The organism is Nocardia sp. NPDC057353, assembly GCF_042667085.1.
Lineage (GTDB): Bacteria > Actinomycetota > Actinomycetes > Mycobacteriales > Mycobacteriaceae > Nocardia.
Genome location: NZ_JBHVAK010000013.1, coordinates 18,619 through 38,727, shown reverse-complemented (window position 1 = coordinate 38,727; position 20,109 = coordinate 18,619). Strand labels below are relative to the sequence as shown.

Genomic DNA, 20,109 nt, shown 5'->3' with positions numbered 1-20,109 from the left:
CCTAGACCGGGACCGGGACGGCGTGCAGCAGCGCCGCCATCACCGCCTCGGTGCTCGCCCCGTCCAGCTCCGCCTCCGGCTTGAGCTGCAGCCGGTGCCGCAGCACCGCGACCGCGACCACCTTGACGTCGTCCGGGGTGACGAAGCCGCGGCCGTTCAGCCAGGCGAAGGCGCGCGCCGCCGCCATCAGCGCGGTGGCCCCGCGGGTGGAGGCGCCGTGCTGCACGGCGGGCGCGGTGCGGGTGGCCCGGCACAGGTCGACGATGTAGGCGAGCACCTCGGGGGCGAGCGTCACCTGCGCGATGGCGGCGCGGCCCGCGGCGACGTGCGCGACACCGGCCACCGGGCGCAGCCCGGCGGCGCTCAGGTCGCGCGGGTCGAAGCCGCTCGCGTGCCGGTGCAGGATCCGGAACTCGTCGTCCCGGCCGGGCAGGTGGATGTCGACCTTGAACAGGAAGCGGTCCAGCTGCGCCTCCGGCAGCGGGTAGGTGCCCTCCTGCTCGATCGGGTTCTGCGTGGCGACCACGACGAACGGGTCGGGCAGCGGCCGCGGCGTGCCGTCCACCGAGACCTGCCGCTCCTCCATCGACTCCAGCAGCGAGGACTGGGTCTTCGGCGGGGTGCGGTTGATCTCGTCGGCGAGCAGCAGGTTGGTGAAGACCGGGCCCTGCCGGAAGGTGAACTCGGCCGAGTGCGGGTCGTAGATCTGCGACCCGGTGACATCGCCCGGCATCAGGTCCGGGGTGAACTGCACCCGGGTGTGCGTCAGGTCGAGCGCGGTGGCCAGCGCCCGGACCAGCAGCGTCTTCGCGACGCCCGGCACGCCCTCCAGCAGCACGTGCCCGCGGCAGAGCAGGGCGAGCACCAGGTACATGACGGCGTCGTCATTGCCGACCACCGCCTTCCCGATCTCGCCGCGCAGCGCGGTGAACGCGGCGTGCGCGTCCGCCGCGGTGGGTGCGTGCGTGGTGTTCGTGCTGGTCATCCGACCTCCGCTTCGATCAGATCAAGGTGGGTGGCGACGTGGTCGAGGGTGGCCGCGTCCGGCACCGGGCCGTACAGCGCGCCGTGCAGCAGCGCGGGCTCCGCGCGCAGCCGGGTGGCGAGCACCGCGACCACCCGCTCCGGCCCGTCCTGCGGGTGCAGGCCGAGCCGCGGCCGGACCCGGCGCAGGGTGGCGCGGCGCAGGGTGGCCGCGATGTGCTCGTGGTCGTCGGAGCGGCGGTACAGCGCGGCCTGGCCGGCCAACAGCTCGTTCGCCCGCACCTCGACCGGCCGCGGCTCGCGGACCAGCGCGCCGCGCCGCCGCGCCCGCCACCAGACCAGCACCGCCGCGGCGATGAGCAGCTGCAGCCCGCCGAAGGCGAGCGGGGCCGGGAGCCTGCTGAAGATCGAGTCCGAGCCGGGGCCGAAGCCGGGGAAGTCGATGTCCTCCGGGTAGTCGGTGGGCGGCGGGGGCAGCTCGGGCGGTGGCTCCGGCGGCGGCGGGGCGGTCGGGGCGCTGCAGCCCTGGAGCAGGGCGTAGAGCAGGAAGCCGACGGCGATGGCGGCGGCGAGCGTGCCCCAGAATCGGGGGTTGCGCAACAGCTGGGGGAGCTCGGGGCGGGCGCGGCGGGTCTTGCGGCCGCGGCCCTCGATCTCCGGGCGCTCCTCGGGTTCGGGGGCCGGTGGCGGTGCCCCCGCGGAGTAGCGGTCGGCGTACTCCAGCCGGCGGTACTCGTCCTCGGTGGCGTGCCTGCCGCCGTAGACGACCTCGTCGAACGAGCCCGCCGCCGGGTGCAGCGGGGTGGCCGACTCCAGGGGGAGCGTGGTCGAGGCGTCGTTCGCCGTCTCCTGGGCGGTGCGCGAGCGGCGGACCTCGAGCGTGCCGTTCTGCTCCAGCCCGCGCAGCACCGCGCGGAACCGCTCGCGCAGCGCGGTGTCGTAATCGCGGCGGGCCGCCGCTTGCTCGGCCGCGGCCCGATGCTCGGCCGCAGCCCCGAGCCGCGGCGCGGCGGGTATGTCGGCGGGACCGTTGCGCTTGCTCAGGTCGGGGCTCATCGGGCGCCGCCCGCGACCACGATGTCCAACCCCTCGCGGCGGCAGCGGCGGTCGACGTAGCAGACCACCCGGCCCGCGGCGTCGATCAGCTCGCCGATCGCGGCGATCAGCAGCACCCCGCCGGTGATCAGCAGAATCACCGCCCAGCGCCGGGTGCCGGTGAAATCGGAGAGGTAGAGCGGGATGGCGAGCAGCGGCACGGCGAGCACGGCGAGCAGCAGCATCCGGAAGATCCAGAGCCAGGCCAGCGACCAGCTCGCCCGGTCGGCCAGCAGCCGGGAGCGGGCGACGGCCGCCCGGTACGGCCGCCGCTCGTCGAGCAGGACCGGGATCACCAGGTAGTACCGCGCGCGCAGGTAGGCGAGCCACAGCACGGTCGCCCCACCGGTGAGCGGCGCGGTGACCCCGCCGACCAGCAGACCGACCGGGGTGAACCAGAGCTGGTAGCGCAGCAGCCCGCCGAGCGCAGGGCGCAGCGCGGCCAGCGCGGCACCGGGGCCCAGCTTCGCGCCGCGCAGCGTCGCCAGCCCGAGCGCGACGGTGCAGCCCCGGATCAGGAAGCGCAGCAGCAGGATCGCGAGCGCGGTGCCGAGCACGGCGCCCCACGCGACGCTCGCGTCCGAGCCGTCCAGCTCGGCGAAGAGCGCCGTCACCCCGAAGGCCAGCGTCAGCGCCGCCGTGAACCCGGCGGCGACGAGCACCGCGAGCGCGACGACGTTCGCCTGGATCAGCGCGAACGGCTCGTCCAGCTGTTCGCGGAAGCTGAGCGGGCGCACCGGGACCGTCGTGCCAGGGGAGCCTGGTACCGGATCACCTCCCACCCCGACGGCACCGGCCGGGGCAGCGGCAGGTGACACGCGGCGAGTCTAACCGCAGGGACGGGCCAGCCGCGTCGGCTCAGGACGCCCGCGCAGCGTCACCGATTCGCCGAGTTCCCAGCGCGCGGCCTCGGCAGGGGCGGCGGCGCGCACCGTGCTCTCCGAGCTGAGGACCAGCAGCGGCTCGCGCTTGGCGAGTTCGCAGAGCCGGGCCGCCTGGTTCACCGCGTCGCCGATCACGGTGAACTCGTAGCGCTGCCGCGCCCCCACATTGCCCGCGACCACCCGCCCGGCCGCCACCCCGATGGCCGCGGTGAAATCGGTGGCGCCGACCAGCCTTTCGCGGATCGCGCGGGCGCAGGCCAGCGCCGACCCCGCCGCGTCGGCGAGCGGCGCCGGGGTGCCGAAGACGGCGAGCGCGGCATCGCCCTCGAACTTGTTGAGCAGCCCGCCGTGCTGCTCCACCTCGGCGACGACCACGTCGAAGAAGCGGTTCAGGATGGCCACGATCTCCGGCGCGGGCCTGCTCGCGGCCATGGCGGTGGAGCCGACGATATCGATGAAGAGCGTGGCGGCGTCGGTCTCCATGCCGCCGAGCACGGGGTCGCGCTCCAGCGCCGCCGCGGCCACGTCGCGCCCGACGTGCCTGCCGAACAGGTCCCTGATCTGCTCGCGCTCACGCAGCCCGGCGACCATGCGGTTGAAGCCGCTCTGCAGCTCGCCGAGCTCGGTGCCGTCGTAGACGACGACCGCGGCGTCCAGGCTGCCGTCCTCGACCAGCCGCAGCGCGCGGCGCACGCCGTTGATCGGCGCGACGGTGGCGGAGAGCGTCTGCGCCAGCAGTACCAGGCCGAAGACCAGGGTGGCGCCGCCGAACGAGAGCACGCAGACCGCGAGCCGCGCCGCGCTGACATCGTCCCTGGCCAGGGCCAGGATCGCGACCACCATGGTGCCCGCGACCGGGACGCCGGAGCCGAGCATCCAGACCAGCAGGGTGCGGCCGAAGACGCCGATCCCGCGCCGCCGCCGGGTCGGCGCCGCGTCCAGCACCCGCGCGGTCACCGGGCGCAACGCGAACTCGATGAGCAGGTAGCTGTTGGCGCAGACCACGATCGCGCTGAACGCGATGCCGAGCGCGACCTTGGGGATGAACCGCGGCTCGGCCAGCCCGGCAAGCACGGTGAGCAGCACGACCCCGCCGAGCCAGAGCGCCGCCTGGTAGAGCACCAGCGTGCGCGGCACCCGCCCGGCGGCGATCTGCTCGGCCTCGGTCGGGACGTGGTCCTGGTCGATGGCCCAGCGCAGCGCGCGCAGCCCGCCGGTGGTGCCCCACCAGACCCCGATCAGGATGGCGGCGAGGGCGTAGGCGGGCGCGGCGATGAGCGCGGCGAGCAGCTCCCCGGTGAATACCGACGGCCCGGGCAGCACGAAGCCGATCAGCGCGACCGAGACGACGATGCCGACCACGTTGGCCAGCACGATCGAGACGGTGAGCAGCCCCTGGATCCGGAGCCTGCGCAGCCCGGCGGGCTCCTCGACGGTGCCGAGCAGCGGCGAGCCCCACGGCGCGCCGACCACCGTCGGCTCGGCGGGGGGCTGCCGCACCGCGGCCTCAGTCTCGGGCATATCGGTCACCGATGGTCATGCACGCAGCCTAGAGAGCGGGGTGCGCGCCGTGCGCGGCGTTGTCGCGCGGGCGGCGGGAGGGGTCGGTCCGGTTCACCGGGCCGGGGGAAGGGCGGGGCGCTTCGCCTCGGCGCAGGCATCCGGCGTGTGCTCGGCCACCGCGACGGTGCCCGGTTCGTAGGGGGAGACCACGGTGGCGACCACCGGGTGCTCCGGCGCGGCGTCGAGGACGGCGCCGATCTGGACGGTGCGGGTGCGCCGCACGGTCAAGGTGATCTCCTCGCGCTCCTCCAGCGCCCGCACCACGACCCGCAGCGGCTGGGCGGCGGTGCCGATGGCATCGGCGACGACACCGGGCACGAACGGCCGGAACAAGCGGACGGCGGTCCCGGAGAACGGCACCGCGCCGAGGACAGGCAGCCGAACGGCGTCCGGGTCGACCGGCGCGGGTACCTCGCTGACCAGCACCGGCTCGACCGTCGCGGCCGCGGGCAGCGCCGGTGCACCCGGCTCCGCCTGCCGCTGCGGCGGCTCGGTGATCCCGATCTCCAACCCGCCGATGGCCGCGATCACCCGAGTCCGCTGCCGCTCCCGGTCGATCGCGGTGTCCGCGTCCGCGACCAGCTTGACGGCGGTGAGCTCCTGCTCGGCCCGCACCTCCGCGGTCTCGGTGCGGGTGTGCGCCCGCCGCACCGCGATGGCGGCGTCGGCCTCCCGCTCGGCCCGGTCGCGCACCAGGTCGGCGGCGATCCTGCGGTCGAACGTGGTGTCGCCGCGCCAGCGCCGCAGCAGCAGCGGGAGCAGCGCCAGCGCCACGAAGAGCAGCAGGCAGAGCAGCCGGGGGAGCAGCGCGGCGTGCTCGTTCATGGCCGACCAGCGGGCGCCGAGCCCGCGATCGGTCCCCGCGGCCGCGGCGGCGCCGCCCAGCTCCCGCTCGGCGTCGCGCACCCGCTGGTCCAGCGCGGGCGCCCGCTGCTCGGCCGCGGCGAGCCGGGCGCGGGCGTCGGCGAGCAGCTCGTTGGCGGTCCTGGCCTCGGGGCCGTCGCCGGGCACGCCGGTGATCCTGGTTTCCGGGCAGCCGGGGCCGGGGTTGAACTCGCAGCGCGCGGTGACGAGCGCGGTGTCGATCCCCGCGCGAGCGTCGGCGACGGCGGCGTCCAGCGCGGTGCGCTCGGCGCGGGCCGACTCCAGCTCGGCGCGGGCCGCGGTCACCGCGGGCCCCGACGCCGCCGCGGCGTGCGCCCGGTCGTCGAGGGTGCGGTCGACGGCGCCCGCGAAGAGCACGGTCGCGGCGAGTTCGGCGACGACGACGCCTGCGAGCACGGCGAGCAGCGCACGCCCGGCGGTGCCGAGCGGGTCCGGCATCCGGCCCGGCTTGGCGGTGGCGCAGGCGCGCCCGATCAGCCCGGCGAAGACGACGGCCGCCGCGGCTGCCGCGAGCACTCCGGGGAGCGGCAGGGCCCGCACCGCGGCCGCCGCGGTCACACCCCCCGCGACCAGGGCGAAGCCGAGCACGGCGGCACCGGTCGTGACGTAGCCGGAGCGCTCGTGCGGGAGCGCGGGCGCGTCCGCCTGGGCTCCGCCGAGCCAGGTGAACAGTCCGGTCACGGTCATGTGACTCCACATCCTCGGTATCGGGGTCGGACCGGGGCGTTCACAGAGTGACAGCATCCGGGCGGCGCTTCGAGGGAGTGCGCGGCGATGTGGCCAGGTTCACACGGAACCCGTTGCCTCGCAGCGGGACAGGGTGCCGGACCCCCGGTTCTGTGGTGAACCCCACTCGACGGATTAGCCAAGAGTGTGCTGGGCCCCGCGCCCGAACAAAGATGCCGGACGGTCGTCTCGCGTCATCTGCTTGTCACATCCCTGTCATATCCGTCTCAGCCAGCGGTTACCCGAGGTAGCCGGGGTGCGGCTGGTTTGTTCTCCCCTCCGCGGGGGAAATCTCTATCGACGCAGGTGGGCACCGCTTCTCTCGTTTCGCGCCCGGGTTTCGACGTCGAAACCCGGGCGCACTGCACCCCTGGCACCCAGTGCCAGGGGATCGATCGACCCGCGAGCCCTGCTTTACACTGGACGACGCGCACAAAGTGGAGGACCGCATGAAGAAGCCCAGCTAGACCTCATTTCCATCGAATGTGAGTTGGTTGGGCTTCGGACCTGACTTATCGTTTGCTCTTACGCCGGACACACCGTCCGGCCTGTCGCCCCGCGCGCCGCAGCCCCGAGTCGGTGCTCAGGTAGCGGGCGGCCACCCGCACGGAGGTAGCGAGCGCCCCAGCGCATCGCCGCCGCCGAGCAGCCCACACACAACACCCTGCGGGTGGACAACTGGAGACGTGACTGCACGCCGAGACCATCAGCGCGGCTGGATTCGGACCGTACGGACGCAGTCTTGACCAGGCGTTCGAACGAGAAGGCCGCTACTGCGATGGCCCCGCTCCTCGATCGCCTACTTCCTGAAGGCAGAGGCATGACGCAACTTCCCGGCCACCGGTCACCCGGACCCATCGGTCTCTACGATCCGGCGAACGAGCACGACGCCTGCGGTGTCGCGTTCGTCGTCGACATGCACGGCCGCCGCAGCCGCGACATCGTCGACAAGGCTATTACGGCTCTGTTGAACCTGGAGCACCGCGGTGCCGCGGGCGCCGAGCCGAACTCCGGCGACGGCGCAGGCATCCTGATCCAGCTTCCCGACCGTTTCTTCCGGGCCGTCGCCGGCGTCGAGTTGCCCCCCGAAGGCGCCTACGCCTCCGGCATCGCCTTCCTGCCCCAGGCCCGCCGCGAGGCCGCGCGCGCCGCCTACGGCGTGGAGAAGATCGTCAAGGAGGAGGGGCTCGAGGTTCTCGCCTGGCGCGACGTGCCGATCGACGAGACCTCGCTCGGCGCGCTCTCCCGGGACGCCATGCCGACCTTCCGGCAGATCTTCATCGCCTCGCCGAAGGGCGGCGCCGAGCAGCTCACCGGCATGGACCTGGAGCGCCGCGCCTACGTCGTGCGCAAGCGGGTCGAGCACGAGCTCGGCAAGCAGGGCGCAGGCGAGGGCGCCACCGGCCGGGAGACGGTCTACTTCCCGAGCCTGTCCGGGCAGACCTTCGTCTACAAGGGCATGTTCACCACCCCGCAGCTGCGCGCCTTCTACCTGGACCTGCAGGACGACCGGGTGGAGAGCGCGCTCGGCATCGTGCACTCCCGCTTCTCCACCAACACCTTCCCCTCCTGGCCGCTGGCGCACCCGTTCCGCCGGGTGGCGCACAACGGTGAGATCAACACCGTCACCGGCAACGAGAACTGGATGCGCGCGCGCGAGGCGCTGCTGCGCAGCGAGGTCTTCGGCATCGACTCCGCGGGCAAGAACCGGCTGGAGAAGATCTTCCCGGTCTGTACGCCCGGCGCCAGCGACACCGCCCGCTTCGACGAGGTGCTCGAGCTGCTGCACCTCGGCGGCCGCGGGCTGCCGCACGCCGTGCTGATGATGATTCCCGAGGCCTGGGAACGCAACGAGAACATGGACCCGGCGAACCGGGCGTTCTACCAGTACCACTCCATGCTGATGGAGCCGTGGGACGGCCCGGCCTCGGTCTGCTTCACCGACGGCGCGGTCGTCGGCGCGGTGCTCGACCGCAACGGCCTGCGCCCGAGCCGGATCTGGGTCACCGAGGACGGCCTGGTCGTGATGGCCTCCGAGGTCGGCGTGCTCGACATCGACCCGGCCAAGGTGGTCAAGAAGGTCAGGCTGCAGCCGGGCCGGATGTTCCTGGTCGACACCGCCCAGGGCCGGATCGTCGGCGACGACGAGATCAAGGCCGAGCTGGCCGCCGAGCACCCGTACCAGGAGTGGCTCGACGCGGGCGTCAAGAAGCTCTCCGACCTGCCCGACCGCCCGCACGTGCACATGTCGCACGACCGCGTGCTGATCCGGCAGCAGATCTTCGGCTACACCACCGAGGAGCTGAACCTGCTGCTCTCGCCGATGGCGAAGACCGGCGGCGAGGCTCTCGGCTCGATGGGCACCGACACCCCGATCGCGGTGCTCTCCGCGCGGCCGCGGCTGCTCTTCGACTACTTCTCGCAGATCTTCGCGCAGGTCACCAACCCGCCGCTGGACGCGATCCGGGAAGAGGTCGTGACCAGCCTGAAGCGCAACCTCGGCCCCGAGGGCGACCTGCTGCACCCCAGCCCGGAGTCGTGCAGGCAGATCGCCATCGAGGGCCCGATCCTGGACAACGACGAGCTCGCCAAGCTGGTGCACATCAACGACGACGGCTCGCAGCCGGGGCTGCGCTCGGTGGTCGTGCGCGGGCTGTACCCGGTCGCCAAGGGCGGCAAGGGGCTGCGCGAGGCGATGGCGGCGATCAACACCCAGGTCTCGGCGGCGATCGAGGGTGGGGCGCGGATCATCGTGCTCTCCGACCGCGAGTCCAACGAGAAGCTGGCGCCGATCCCGTCGCTGCTGCTCACCGCCTCGGTCCACCACCACCTGGTGCGCGAGCGCACCCGCACCATGGTCGGGCTGATCGTGGAGGCCGGTGACGCCCGCGAGGTGCACCACATGGCCACCCTGGTCGGCTTCGGCGCGGGCGCGGTCAACCCCTACATGGCCTTCGAGTCGCTGGAGGACATGCTGGAGCGCGGCGCGCTCACCATGCCCGGCAGCACCGGCGACCTGCAGGTCGACTACCGCAAGGCCGTCGCCAACTACATCAAGGGCGCGGGCAAGGGCGTGCTCAAGGTGATGTCCAAGATGGGCATCTCCACCCTCGCCTCGTACAACGGCGCCCAGCTCTTCCAGGTCATCGGGCTGGCGCAGGACCTGGTGGACGAGTTCTTCACCGGGCTGCGCTCGCACCTGGACGGCATCGGGCTGGACGAGATCGCCGCCGACGTCGCGGCGCGGCACGGCGTCGCCTTCCTGGAGAACCGCAACGAGCGCGCGCACCGCGAGCTCGAGGTCGGCGGCGAGTACCAGTGGCGCCGCGAGGGCGAGTACCACCTGTTCAACCCGGACACCGTCTTCAAGCTGCAGCACGCCACCCGCAGCGGGCAGTACTCGGTCTTCAAGGAGTACACCAAGCTGGTGGACGACCAGTCCGAGCGGCTGGCCTCGCTGCGCGGGCTGTTCCAGTTCCGCAACGGCGCGCGCTCGCCGATCCCGATCGAGGAGGTCGAGCCCGCCACCGCGATCGTCAAGCGCTTCTCCACCGGCGCGATGAGCTACGGCTCCATCTCCGCCGAGGCGCACGAGACGCTGGCCATCGCCATGAACCGGCTCGGCGGCCGCTCCAACTCCGGCGAGGGCGGCGAGCACCCGGCCCGCTTCGAGGTCGAGGAGAACGGCGACTGGCGGCGCAGCGCGATCAAGCAGGTGGCCTCCGGCCGCTTCGGCGTGACCGCGCACTACCTGACCAACTGCAGCGACATCCAGATCAAGATGGCCCAGGGCGCCAAGCCGGGCGAGGGCGGCCAGCTGCCCGCGCACAAGGTGTACCCGTGGGTCGCCGAGGTGCGGCACTCCACGCCGGGCGTCGGACTGATCTCGCCGCCGCCGCACCACGACATCTACTCCATCGAGGATCTGGCGCAGCTGATCCACGACCTGAAGAACGCGAACCCGCAGGCTCGGATTCACGTGAAACTTGTCGCGGAGCCGGGCGTCGGCACCGTCGCCGCCGGCGTCTCGAAGGCGCACGCCGACGTGGTGCTGATCTCCGGGCACGACGGCGGCACCGGTGCCTCGCCGCTCACCTCGCTCAAGCACGCGGGCGGCCCGTGGGAGCTCGGCCTGGCCGAGACGCAGCAGACGCTGCTGCTCAACGGGTTGCGCGACCGGATCGTCGTCCAGGTCGACGGCCAGATGAAGACCGGCCGCGACGTCATGATCGCCGCGCTGCTCGGCGCCGAGGAGTACGGCTTCGCCACCGCGCCGCTGGTGGTCTCCGGCTGCATCATGATGCGCGTCTGCCACCTGGACACCTGCCCGGTCGGCGTCGCCACGCAGAACCCGGTGTTGCGCGAGCGCTTCACCGGCAAGCCGGAGTTCGTGGAGAACTTCTTCCTCTACATCGCCGAGGAGGTGCGCGAACTGCTGGCCTCGCTCGGCTTCCGCACCCTGGACGAGGCGATCGGCCGGGTCGACCTGCTCGACACCAGCAAGGCCAAGCAGCACTGGAAGGCGAGCAAGCTCGACCTCTCGCCGATCCTGGACGACGTCGAGACGGCGTTCATGTACCAGGACCGCCGCTGCACCAAGACCCAGGACCACGGCCTGGACAAGGCGCTGGACCAGCAGCTCATCACGCAGAGCCGGGACGCGCTTGAACGCGGCAAGGCGGTGAAGTTCGAGACCAAGATCTCCAACGTGAACCGCACCGTCGGCACCATGCTCGGCCACGAGGTGACCAAGCTCTACGGCGGCGCCGGGCTCCCCGACGACACCATCGACATCACCTTCACCGGCTCCGCGGGCAACAGCTTCGGCGCCTTCGTGCCCGCCGGCATCACGCTGCGGGTGCAGGGCGATGCCAACGACTACGTCGGCAAGGGGCTCTCCGGCGGGCACCTGGTGGTCCGGCCGTCGCCGAACGCACCGGCCGACTTCGTGGCCGCCGAGAACATCATCGCGGGCAACGTGATCCTGTTCGGCGCGACCAACGGCAAGGCGTTCATCAACGGCGTGGTCGGCGAGCGCTTCGCCGTGCGCAACTCGGGCGCGATCGCCGTGGTCGAGGGCGTCGGTGACCACGCCTGCGAGTACATGACCGGCGGCCGGGTGGTGATCCTCGGCGAGACCGGGCGCAACTTCGGTGCCGGGATGTCCGGCGGCGTCGCCTTCGTCTACGACCCGGAGGGCACCTTCGCCGCGAAGGTGAACCCGGAGCAGAGCGAGGCGCTGGAGCAGCTCTCCGGTGACGACTTCACCTGGCTGCGCGATGCCATCACCGAACACCGCGAGCAGACCGGTTCCGCGGTGGCCGATCGCATCCTCGGCGATTGGTCGCAGCAGGTGAACCACTTCGTGAAGGTCATGCCGCGCGAATACAAGAAGGTCCTGTTGGCGATCTCCGAGGCCGAGAAGGCCGGCCGGGACGTCGACGCTGCGATTATGGAGGCCGCTCGTGGCTGACCCCCAGGGTTTTCTGAAGCACACCCACCGGGAGCTGCCCAAGCGGCGCCCGGTCCCGCTCCGGCTCATGGACTGGAAGGAGGTGTACGAGGAGAAGTTCTCCCACGACACCCTCCGCACCCAGGCCAGCCGCTGTATGGACTGCGGTATCCCGTTCTGTCACAACGGCTGTCCGCTGGGCAACCTGATCCCGGACTGGAACGACCTGGTCTACCGGGACAACTGGCGCGACGCCATCGACCGGCTGCACGCCACCAACAACTTCCCGGAGTTCACCGGGCGGCTGTGCCCGGCGCCGTGCGAGGCCTCCTGCGTGCTCGGGATCAACCAGGACCCGGTCACGATCAAGCAGGTCGAGGTCGAGATCATCGAGAACGCCTTCGACGAGGGCTGGGTCGCCCCGGTCTACCCGACCCGGCTCACCGGCAAGAAGATCGCCGTCGTCGGCTCCGGCCCGGCGGGCATGGCCGCCGCGCAGCAGCTGACCCGCGCGGGCCACACCGTCACGGTCTTCGAGCGCGCCGACCGGATCGGCGGGCTGCTCCGCTACGGCATCCCGGAATTCAAGATGGAGAAGCGCTTCATCGACCGCAGAATGGCGCAGATGGAGGCCGAGGGCACCATCTTCCGGGCGGGCGTGAACGTCGGCGTCGACATCACCGCCGACGAGCTGCGCGAGCAGTACGACGCGGTGGTGCTGGCAGGCGGCGCCACCACCGCCCGCGACCTGCCGATCCCCGGCCGCGAGCTGAACGGCATCCACCAGGCCATGGAGTTCCTGCCCTGGGCCAACCGGGTGCAGCTCGGCGACGACGTCACCGACGAGCGCGGCCTCCCGCCGATCAACGCCAGGGACAAGAAGGTCGTCATCATCGGCGGCGGCGACACCGGCGCCGACTGCCTCGGCACCTCGCACCGCCAAGGCGCCACCTCGGTGCACCAGTTCGAGATCATGCCGCGCCCCCCGGAGGAGCGCGCAGGCTCCACCCCGTGGCCGACCTACCCGCTCATGTACCGGGTCTCCTCGGCGCACGAGGAGGGCGGCGAGCGCGTCTTCTCGGTCAACACCGAGCGCTTCGTCGGCAGCGACGGCAACGTCACCGGGCTGCAGGCGCACGAGGTGACGATGGTCAACGGCCGCTTCGAGAAGGTCGACGGCACCGAGTTCACCCTGGAGGCCGACCTGGTGCTGCTCGCCATGGGCTTCGTCGGCCCGGACAAGGGCGGGCTCCTCACCGACCTCGGCGTCGGCTACGACCAGCGCGGCAACGTCCAGCGCGACAAGAGCTGGGCCACCAATGTCCCCGGCGTCTTCGTCGCCGGTGACATGGGCCGCGGCCAGTCGCTCATCGTCTGGGCCATCGCCGAGGGCCGCGCGGCCGCCGCCGCCGTCGACCGCTACCTGGAGGGCGAGACCGCGCTGCCCGCGCCCATCACCCCCACCATGGTCGCCCAGCGCTGACCTGAGGATTTCCCCGGCAGGGGGAAGGCGGGCGCCTGTGGACAACGGAGTCCACAGGCGCCTTTCGCGTTTCTGGAGTCGAACGGGTCGATGCTAATGTGGGGACGTGCATCCTGAGGGGGGTTCCGTCGCCGACGGGGAGATCTGGCGTTGGAACAGGAAGCGTGCCACCGGAATCGTGTTGACCGACGCTGGGGATCAGGTCTGGTTCGCGGTCAACTCGCTGCGTGGGCGGAACTTCGACGATATCGAGATCGGTGATCGGGTGAACGTCGAATACACCGTAGCTCAGCAGGATTCGCACAGTTTGCGAGCTATCAATGTGAGGTGGCTCGAGTAGAGCCGTGAATATCGGGGGGAACAATGAAATATCTCGTGGCTATCGCCGCCTGTCTGCTGGCCGCCGTCGGCTCGTCAACCGGTCCCGCTTCCGCTGCGCCGAACCCGGTGTCGATGGAGTTCACCGCCGGCCAGCCCTACCGGGAGTACGCCAATAGCGTGTCGCGACTACCTTCTGCACTCCAGCGTCAAGGTGCAGCGTGGCAAGAAATACAAGCTGCGTAGCCGCTGTGACTTCAAGGCGCTGACCAATACGGGGATGCAGCCCGGCAACGTCGAAACCGCGGTCGACTTCGTCGTTCGCTGAACGCGCTGTTCCGGTGTGACGTGCTGAAAGAGGCGGCCCCGCAATCGCCGAACCAGCGGTTTTCGGGGCTATCGAGGTAATCGGACAAGTCGGGGGGTTCGAATGGCGTGGTCTCGGCGGGGCCTCTATTGTGGTCGGCGGTGTGCCGGTGATCTTGGGATGGGGTCCGGTGGCGACGGCCGCGGGGTGACAGTGTTCACCCGCCGTGCACAAGCGTGAAACGCGTCGAGGTCAGCATCGAGGCGGCAACTTGTCGGGCGCTGTCCCTGCGGGGGCAACTGTTCAGGACTGGAGCGGAATGCAGTTGAAGAAGGTCGTCGCGGCTCTCGGCGCGTCCGCGGCACTCGTGTCCGGCATGGTGCTCGGCGGGACCGGTGCCGCCGCGGCGGCGCCCGGCTGCCCGAGCCTGTACGTGGTCGCGATCCCTGGCACCTGGGAGACGGGGCGGGACAAGGAGCCGGGGCCGGGGATGCTGGCCGGGGTCACGAACAACCTGCCGCGCTCGGCGAAGGTCGACTACGTCACCTACTCCGCCACCGCGTTCCCGTGGGAGGGCGAGGTGTACGGCAACTCCAAGAAGGAGGCCGTGAACGCCGCCCGCGGGCTGATCGGCGACATGGCGCGGGCCTGCGGGGCCACCCAGATCGCGCTGGTCGGCTACAGCCAGGGCGCGGACGCCGCCGGTGACCTCGCGGCCGATATCGGCACCGGGCTCGGCGTCGTGCCGCCGGAGCGGATCGCGGGCGTCGGGCTGATCTCCGACCCGCGGCGCTCCCCGACCGATATCCAGGTCGGCCCGGTCGCGGGCGGCGCGGGCGCCGGTGGCCCCCGGGTCGGCGGCTTCGGCTGGGTCAGCGACCGCACCCGCACCATCTGCGCGGTGGACGACCTGTACTGCGCCACCGCGACCGACGACTTCATCACCCGCTTCGCGGGCTTCCTCGCCATGAGCTCCGAGGCCAACGTCGCCAACCTGGGCCGCTACCAGCAGGAAGCGGGCTCGATCATCAATGACCTGATGGCGCACGGCGGCGTGCCGACGCTGCAGGGCCAGCTCACCGAGTCCGCCAACGAGCAGCGGGTGAAGGACCTGGAGCGGTTCTACAGCTCGCAGGCGCACACCCTCTACGGCAGCTACCGAGTCGAGAACGGCAAGAGCGCCGTCCGCTGGATGCACGACTGGATCGCGGGCATGGCCTGACGGTCCCCTGAGTACGACGAAGGCCACCGCCCCAGCCGGGCGGTGGCCTTCGTCGTGCTCAGCTCAGCGCGCCGAGCCGCTGGGCGCTGTGCGGGGTCAGGACTCCAGGTTGCGCGGGAGCAGGTCCCAGACGTGGGCGTTCTCGTTCACCGTGGCGACGGTGCGGCTGCCGCTGCGCGAGTACAGGATTCGGGTGATCGAGCAGTAGTCGATCGGGAAGGTGAGCGGGCGGGGCAGGCCGAGGACGTCCTGCAGTGTCACGTTCACCACGCCGCCGTGGGCGAAGGCGAGCACGGTGTCCGCCGGGTCGGCGGCCTTCACCAGGTCGGTGACGACCGCCGCGACCCTGGCGGCGAAGGCGGGGCCGTCGATCTGCTCCGGCAGGTGGCCCGCCTTGATCCGCTCGTAGGCGGCGCGGAACTCGGTCTTGGCGTCCTCGATGGGGATGTAGGCGGGCAGGTCGCGGTCGTACTCGGCGAGGTCGTCGCAGACCTCGACCGCCAGGCCGAGCGCGGCCGCGGCGGGCGCCGCCGTCTCCAGGGCGCGCCGCTGCGGGCTGCTCACGATCCGGGTGATCCGGCGGTGGTGCCGCAGCGCCTCCGGCACCCGCGCCGCCTGGTCGACCCCGAGCGGGGCCAGCTCCGGGTCGGCGGGGGCGTGGGAGCCCTCGATGCGGACCGGCTGGGCATGGCGGACGAAGATGAGCTGCACCCGTCCACCGTATCCGGCGCTACTGCTGCTTCTTGCGCTTGGTGAGCAGGTAGATGCCGACCACGATCGCCACCACGATCAGCAGGCAGCAGATGCCGCCGAAGATCAGGCCGCTGCCGCCGCGGGACTTCTTCTTCTTGGCGGCCTCGTAGTCGATGACCGTGGTCAGGACGTCCGGGCTGGCCCAGACGTGCGGGTCGAACAGCGGGGCCTGGGTGAGCAGGTCGAGATACATAGTGTTTCCCCTCGTCGGCGGGTTCGGCTTCCTCCCGGAGCCGGAATTCTCAGGCTAGCCGCCGGGTTCGGGCGCGCGGGGCGGTTCCGTGCCGGTGGTCTGCATCAAGATCGCGGGTACTTCGCGCGGCGTTTACACGCCGCGCGAAACTCTCCGCTCAGTGCGGGGGCCACTGGCCGCCCGGGCGCCCACGATCGTGCGCGCCCGGCGCACCGTAGCCCGGCTGGGAGCCGTAGCCCGGCTGGAAGCCGGGGGCTGGGCCGTAGCTCGGCTGGCCGTAGCCGGGCTGAGCGCCGTACCCCGGTTGGCTGCCGTAGACAGGTTGGACGCCGGGTCCGGTGCCGTAGCCCGGCTGTGCGCCGCCGGGCTGCGCACCCGGTCCGGAGCCGTAACCGGACGCTGCGCCGTAACCGGGTTGCCCCGGCCCGGGCTGCGGGCCGGGCCCGTACCCCGGCGGCGGGCCGAACCCGGGACCCGGCGGGTTCGCGTTCCCGGACCCCGACTTCCGGCTCTTGATCACCAATCCGATGACGATCGCCGCGACGAGCCCGAGGCAGACCAGCCCGACGACGAACGCCCCGATCGAACCACCCCCGCTCCCGCGGCTCCCCCCGCGCCGCCGCGCTTGGAGCGCGTCGGCGAGCAGCGCCGGGTCGGGTTGGGCGGACAACACAGGATCGAGCAGCCCCGATGTGACGAGCAGGCCGACAGGCACGACGAATTTCCCTCCGAGAAGTAGGCGGCGTCCTCCCTGGCGCCGAACGTCGAACCCTAACAGGGTGATTCGCAGGGGACACCCCTCAATAAGGGGGGCAGGACGCGGCTACCGCGGCTTGACCAGCGGGAAGGGCAGCGTCTCCCGGATACTCCGCCCGGTGATCAGCATGACGATCCGGTCGACGCCCATCCCGAGCCCGCCGGTCGGCGGCATGGCGTGCTCCAGCGCCTGCAGGAAGTCCTCGTCCAACTCCATCGCCTCCGGATCCCCGTTGGCCGCGAGCAGCGACTGCTCGGTGAGCCGCTGCCGCTGGTCCACCGGGTCGGTGAGCTCGCTGTAGGCGGTCCCGAGCTCGACGCCCCACGCCACCAGGTCCCAGCGCTCGGCCACCCCGGCGATGCTGCGGTGCGACCGGGTCAGCGGGGAGACCGAGGTGGGGAAGTCGCAGTAGAAGGTGGGCCGCTCGGTGCGCGCCTCGACCAGGTGCTCGTACATCTCCAGCACGATCTGCCCGGCGTCCCAGTTGTGCTGGAACGGGATGTCGGCGGCGTCGCAGAGCTCGCGCAGCCTGGTCACCCCGGTCTCCGGCGTGACATCGGTGTCCAGCGCCTCGGAGACCGCGCCGTGCACCGTCTTCACGGTCCACTCGCCGGAGATGTCGACCTCTTCGTACCCGCCGCCGTCCACCGGCCGCAGCGCCACCTCGGCGCCGTTCGCGGCGACGGCGGCCTCCTGGATGAGCCGCCTGCACAGGTGCATCATGCGCTGGTAGTCGCTGTGCGCCTCGTACGCCTCCAGGATGGTGAACTCCGGGTTGTGGCTGAAGTCGACGCCCTCGTTGCGGAAGGTCCGGCCCAGCTCGAAGACCTTCTCCATGCCGCCCACGCAGAGCCGCTTGAGGTACAGCTCGGGCGCGATGCGCAGGTAGAGGTCGAGGTCGTAGGCGTTGATGTGGGTGCGGAACGGGGTGGCGTTGGCGCCGCCGTGCACCTGCTGCAGGATCGGCGTCTCCACCTCGAGGAAGCCCGCGCCGTGCAGCGAGTCGCGGAGCGAGTGCAGCACCGCGCTGCGCTTGGCCATGACCTCGCGGGTGTCGGCGTTGATCGCCATGTCCACGTAGCGCTGCCGCACCTTGGACTCGGGGTCGGCGAGCCCCTTCCACTTGTCCGGCAGCGGGTGCAGGCACTTGCCCAGCATCCGCCAGTCGGCGGCGAGCAGCGAGAGCTCCTCGCGCCTGCTGAGCCCGAGCTGGCCGCTCACCTCGATCAGGTCGCCGAGGTCGAAGTACTCGGTGAACTCGGCGCTGCGCTCGGCCCCGACCCGGTCGCGGTCGATGAGCAGCTGGATGTCGCCGGACCAGTCGCGCAGCAGCGCGAAGATGACGCCGCCGTAGTCGCGAATGCGCAGCAACCGCCCGCAGACCCGGACCGTCGTGCCGCGCGGGGTGCGCCGCGCCGCCGCGATGGTGTGCGTCGGCGGGTAGGCCACCGGGTACGCCTCGACGCCGTGCTCGGTGAGCTTGCGTAGCTTCGCCATCCGCACCCGGACCTGCTCCGGGCGCCGCGCGCGGACCTCGGGGTCCTCGTCGTCCGGCCAGTCCGGCGCGCTGCCGTCGGCGTGCAGCCCGGTGATCCCCGCGGGTACGGCGCTGTGCAGCCCGGTGTGCACGGTGGTGTCGGTCTCCGGGCCGAAGCGCGGCAGGAAGCCCTCGGCGAGCGCGCTCGCCATCGCCACCCGCGGCAGCTGCCTGCGCTCCTCGAACAGGAAGAACCGCGGCACCCAGTCGGGCTGGTACTTCACGTTCGAGCGGTACAGCGCCTCCAGCTGCCACCAGCGGGAGAAGAAGAGCAGCACGCCGCGCCACAGCCGCAGCACCGGCCCCGCGCCGATCCGGCCGCCCTCCTCGAAGACCGAGCGGAACACCGCGAAGTTCAGCGAGACCCTGGTGACGCCGTACTGCTCGGAGTTCAGCGCGAGCTGCGAGATCATCAGCTCCATCACGCCGTTCGGCGCGCCGGGGTCGCGGCGCATGAGCTCCAGTGAGACGCCGGTGCGGCCCCACGGCACCAGCGACAGCATGCCGAGCACCCGCTCCTGCGGGTTGACCGCCTCGACCAGCAGGCAGTCGGCGTCCTGCGGGTCGCCGAGCCTGCCGAGCGCCATGGAGAAGCCGCGCTCCTCGGCGGTGTCCCGCCAGGCGTCGGCGCGCGCGGTGATGCTCTGGAAGTCCTGCTCCGGGATGTCGCCGTGCCGCCGGATGCGCACCGTGACGCCCTGCTTGCGCAGCCGGTTGGCGGCCTGGCGCACCTGCTTGAGCTCCGGCCCGGCCAGCGAGAAGGAGCGGGTGTCCAGGATCGCCTCGTCGCCGAGGCGCAGCGCGGCCAGCCCGGCCCTGCGGTACGCGGTGGCGCCGGGTTCGCTGGCGCCCATCACCGCGGGCGCCCAGCCGAAGCGGTCGGCCAGCCGCAGCCACTCGTCGATCGCCTGCGGCCAGGACTCCCGCCTGCCGATGGGGTCACCGCTGGCCAGGCAGGTGCCGAGCTCGACGCGGTAGGTGATGGCGGCCTTGCCGTTCGGCGCGAAGACGACGGCCTTGTCCCGCCGGGTGGCGAAGTAGCCGAGCGAGTCCTCCACGTCGGAGTGCGCGAGCAGGCCGCGGATGGCCGACTCGTCCACCCCGGTCATGGCGTTGGCGGCGCGCTGCGAGCGCAGCAGCACCAGCACCGCAGCGAGCAGCGCGAGCGCGCCGAAGAGCCCGAGCAGGAAGTTCACGAACGGGTGCGGGTGCCCGTCGAAGTGCTCGTTGTCGGCGAGCACCGCCGCCGTCACCCGGTACAGCGACCAGGCGGGGCGCTGCCAGCCACTCGGCAGCGAACCGGGGAAGAGCTCGAGCAGCCCCCAGCCGACCAGGAACCCCAGCGCCAGCCCACCGAGCAGGACGCCGAGCGCCTTCCACCCCGCACCGCGCCTGACCTTGGTGTAGAACTCGCCGTACGCGGCGATCAGCACCCCGATCACCGCGAGGTGCACCACCATGGCGACCAGCGCGTTCACGTCGCCCTGCGTGGTGAAGGTGACGATGTTGATCACCGTGTACAGCGTCAGGTAGCCGACCAGCAACCACCAGGCTATGCGTTTGCGGCTGGCCAGCGCGCCCGCGAGCAGCGCGACCAGCAGCGCCCACATGAGGTTGGTGTCCGGGGCGTCGAAGTAGTAGTCGTCGATGTACCGGCGCGGGGCCGCGGTGATCCAGCGCAGGGTGGCCGAGAGGCTCCACAGGAAGACCAGCACCGAGAAGACGCCGAGCACGGTGGCGGCGATGTGCGGAACCTCGCGCAACCGGCCGCGGGCGCGGTGCGGGACGGGCGGCGTCGGCCGATCCGGTGGTAGCTCGGTCTCGACCGGCGGAGCGGCCTGCGTGGAAGTCACCGAACCAGTGTGCGTGCCGATCGGGCGGAATGCCGCGCCTTTCGCCCGCCGCGTGTCTGACCGTTCGCCGGATGGTAACTGAATCGGAACGCTGCGC

12 protein-coding genes are annotated in these 20,109 nt (G+C 71.8%); 3 read left to right on the top strand and 9 right to left on the bottom strand.

Going from position 1 to position 20,109, the window contains the following annotated elements; translation table 11 throughout:
* Window position 1: 1 nt before the first annotated feature.
* The 5 genes from ACFUUZ_RS09290 to ACFUUZ_RS09270 all read right to left on the bottom strand — a co-directional run bounded on the left by ACFUUZ_RS09290 (window position 2) and on the right by ACFUUZ_RS09270 (window position 6,098).
* On the bottom strand, window positions 2-985 hold the full coding sequence (locus tag ACFUUZ_RS09290) for an AAA family ATPase (RefSeq protein ID WP_378694200.1): 984 nt from the start codon (window positions 983-985) through the stop codon (window positions 2-4).
* On the bottom strand, window positions 982-2,040 hold the full coding sequence (locus tag ACFUUZ_RS09285; protein WP_378694199.1) for a DUF4129 domain-containing protein: 1,059 nt from the start codon (window positions 2,038-2,040) through the stop codon (window positions 982-984). Before ACFUUZ_RS09285 ends, ACFUUZ_RS09290 begins: the two co-directional genes overlap by 4 nt.
* Window positions 2,037-2,897, bottom strand: a complete 861-nt coding sequence (locus ACFUUZ_RS09280) for a hypothetical protein (protein ID WP_378694197.1) — start codon at window positions 2,895-2,897, stop codon at window positions 2,037-2,039. Before ACFUUZ_RS09280 ends, ACFUUZ_RS09285 begins: the two co-directional genes overlap by 4 nt.
* Before the next feature lie 9 nt (window positions 2,898-2,906).
* Window positions 2,907-4,484: an adenylate/guanylate cyclase domain-containing protein gene (locus tag ACFUUZ_RS09275; RefSeq protein WP_378694195.1), complete on the bottom strand. Its 1,578-nt coding sequence runs from the start codon at window positions 4,482-4,484 to the stop codon at window positions 2,907-2,909.
* A 93-nt stretch (window positions 4,485-4,577) separates the two neighbouring features.
* Window positions 4,578-6,098, bottom strand: coding sequence for a DUF4407 domain-containing protein (locus tag ACFUUZ_RS09270; protein ID WP_378694193.1), 1,521 nt, complete (start codon window positions 6,096-6,098; stop codon window positions 4,578-4,580).
* Window positions 6,099-6,957: 859 nt separating this feature from the next.
* Here ACFUUZ_RS09270 and gltB point away from each other — a divergent pair.
* The 3 genes from gltB (at window position 6,958) to ACFUUZ_RS09255 (ending at window position 14,919) form a co-directional block, all read left to right on the top strand.
* Window positions 6,958-11,610, top strand: a complete 4,653-nt coding sequence (gltB, locus tag ACFUUZ_RS09265) for a glutamate synthase large subunit (RefSeq protein ID WP_378694191.1) — start codon at window positions 6,958-6,960, stop codon at window positions 11,608-11,610.
* Window positions 11,603-13,072: a glutamate synthase subunit beta gene (locus ACFUUZ_RS09260; protein WP_378694189.1), complete on the top strand. Its 1,470-nt coding sequence runs from the start codon at window positions 11,603-11,605 to the stop codon at window positions 13,070-13,072. The genes gltB and ACFUUZ_RS09260 overlap by 8 nt, the downstream gene beginning before the upstream one ends.
* 944 nt (window positions 13,073-14,016) lie before the next feature.
* Window positions 14,017-14,919, top strand: coding sequence for a cutinase family protein (locus ACFUUZ_RS09255; RefSeq protein ID WP_378694187.1), 903 nt, complete (start codon window positions 14,017-14,019; stop codon window positions 14,917-14,919).
* A gap of 96 nt (window positions 14,920-15,015) precedes the next feature.
* Here ACFUUZ_RS09255 and ACFUUZ_RS09250 read toward each other — a convergent pair whose 3' ends face one another.
* The 4 genes from ACFUUZ_RS09250 to lysX form a co-directional block, all read right to left on the bottom strand.
* Entirely contained in the window at window positions 15,016-15,630 is a 615-nt protein-coding gene (locus ACFUUZ_RS09250) for a histidine phosphatase family protein (protein ID WP_378694185.1), read from the bottom strand.
* Window positions 15,631-15,649: 19 nt separating this feature from the next.
* Window positions 15,650-15,865: a hypothetical protein gene (locus ACFUUZ_RS09245; protein ID WP_378694183.1), complete on the bottom strand. Its 216-nt coding sequence runs from the start codon at window positions 15,863-15,865 to the stop codon at window positions 15,650-15,652.
* A gap of 157 nt (window positions 15,866-16,022) precedes the next feature.
* On the bottom strand, window positions 16,023-16,580 hold the full coding sequence (locus ACFUUZ_RS09240) for a hypothetical protein (protein WP_378694181.1): 558 nt from the start codon (window positions 16,578-16,580) through the stop codon (window positions 16,023-16,025).
* Window positions 16,581-16,688: 108 nt separating this feature from the next.
* On the bottom strand, window positions 16,689-20,012 hold the full coding sequence (lysX, locus tag ACFUUZ_RS09235; protein ID WP_378694179.1) for a bifunctional lysylphosphatidylglycerol synthetase/lysine--tRNA ligase LysX: 3,324 nt from the start codon (window positions 20,010-20,012) through the stop codon (window positions 16,689-16,691).
* Between the last annotated feature and the right edge of the window lie 97 nt (window positions 20,013-20,109).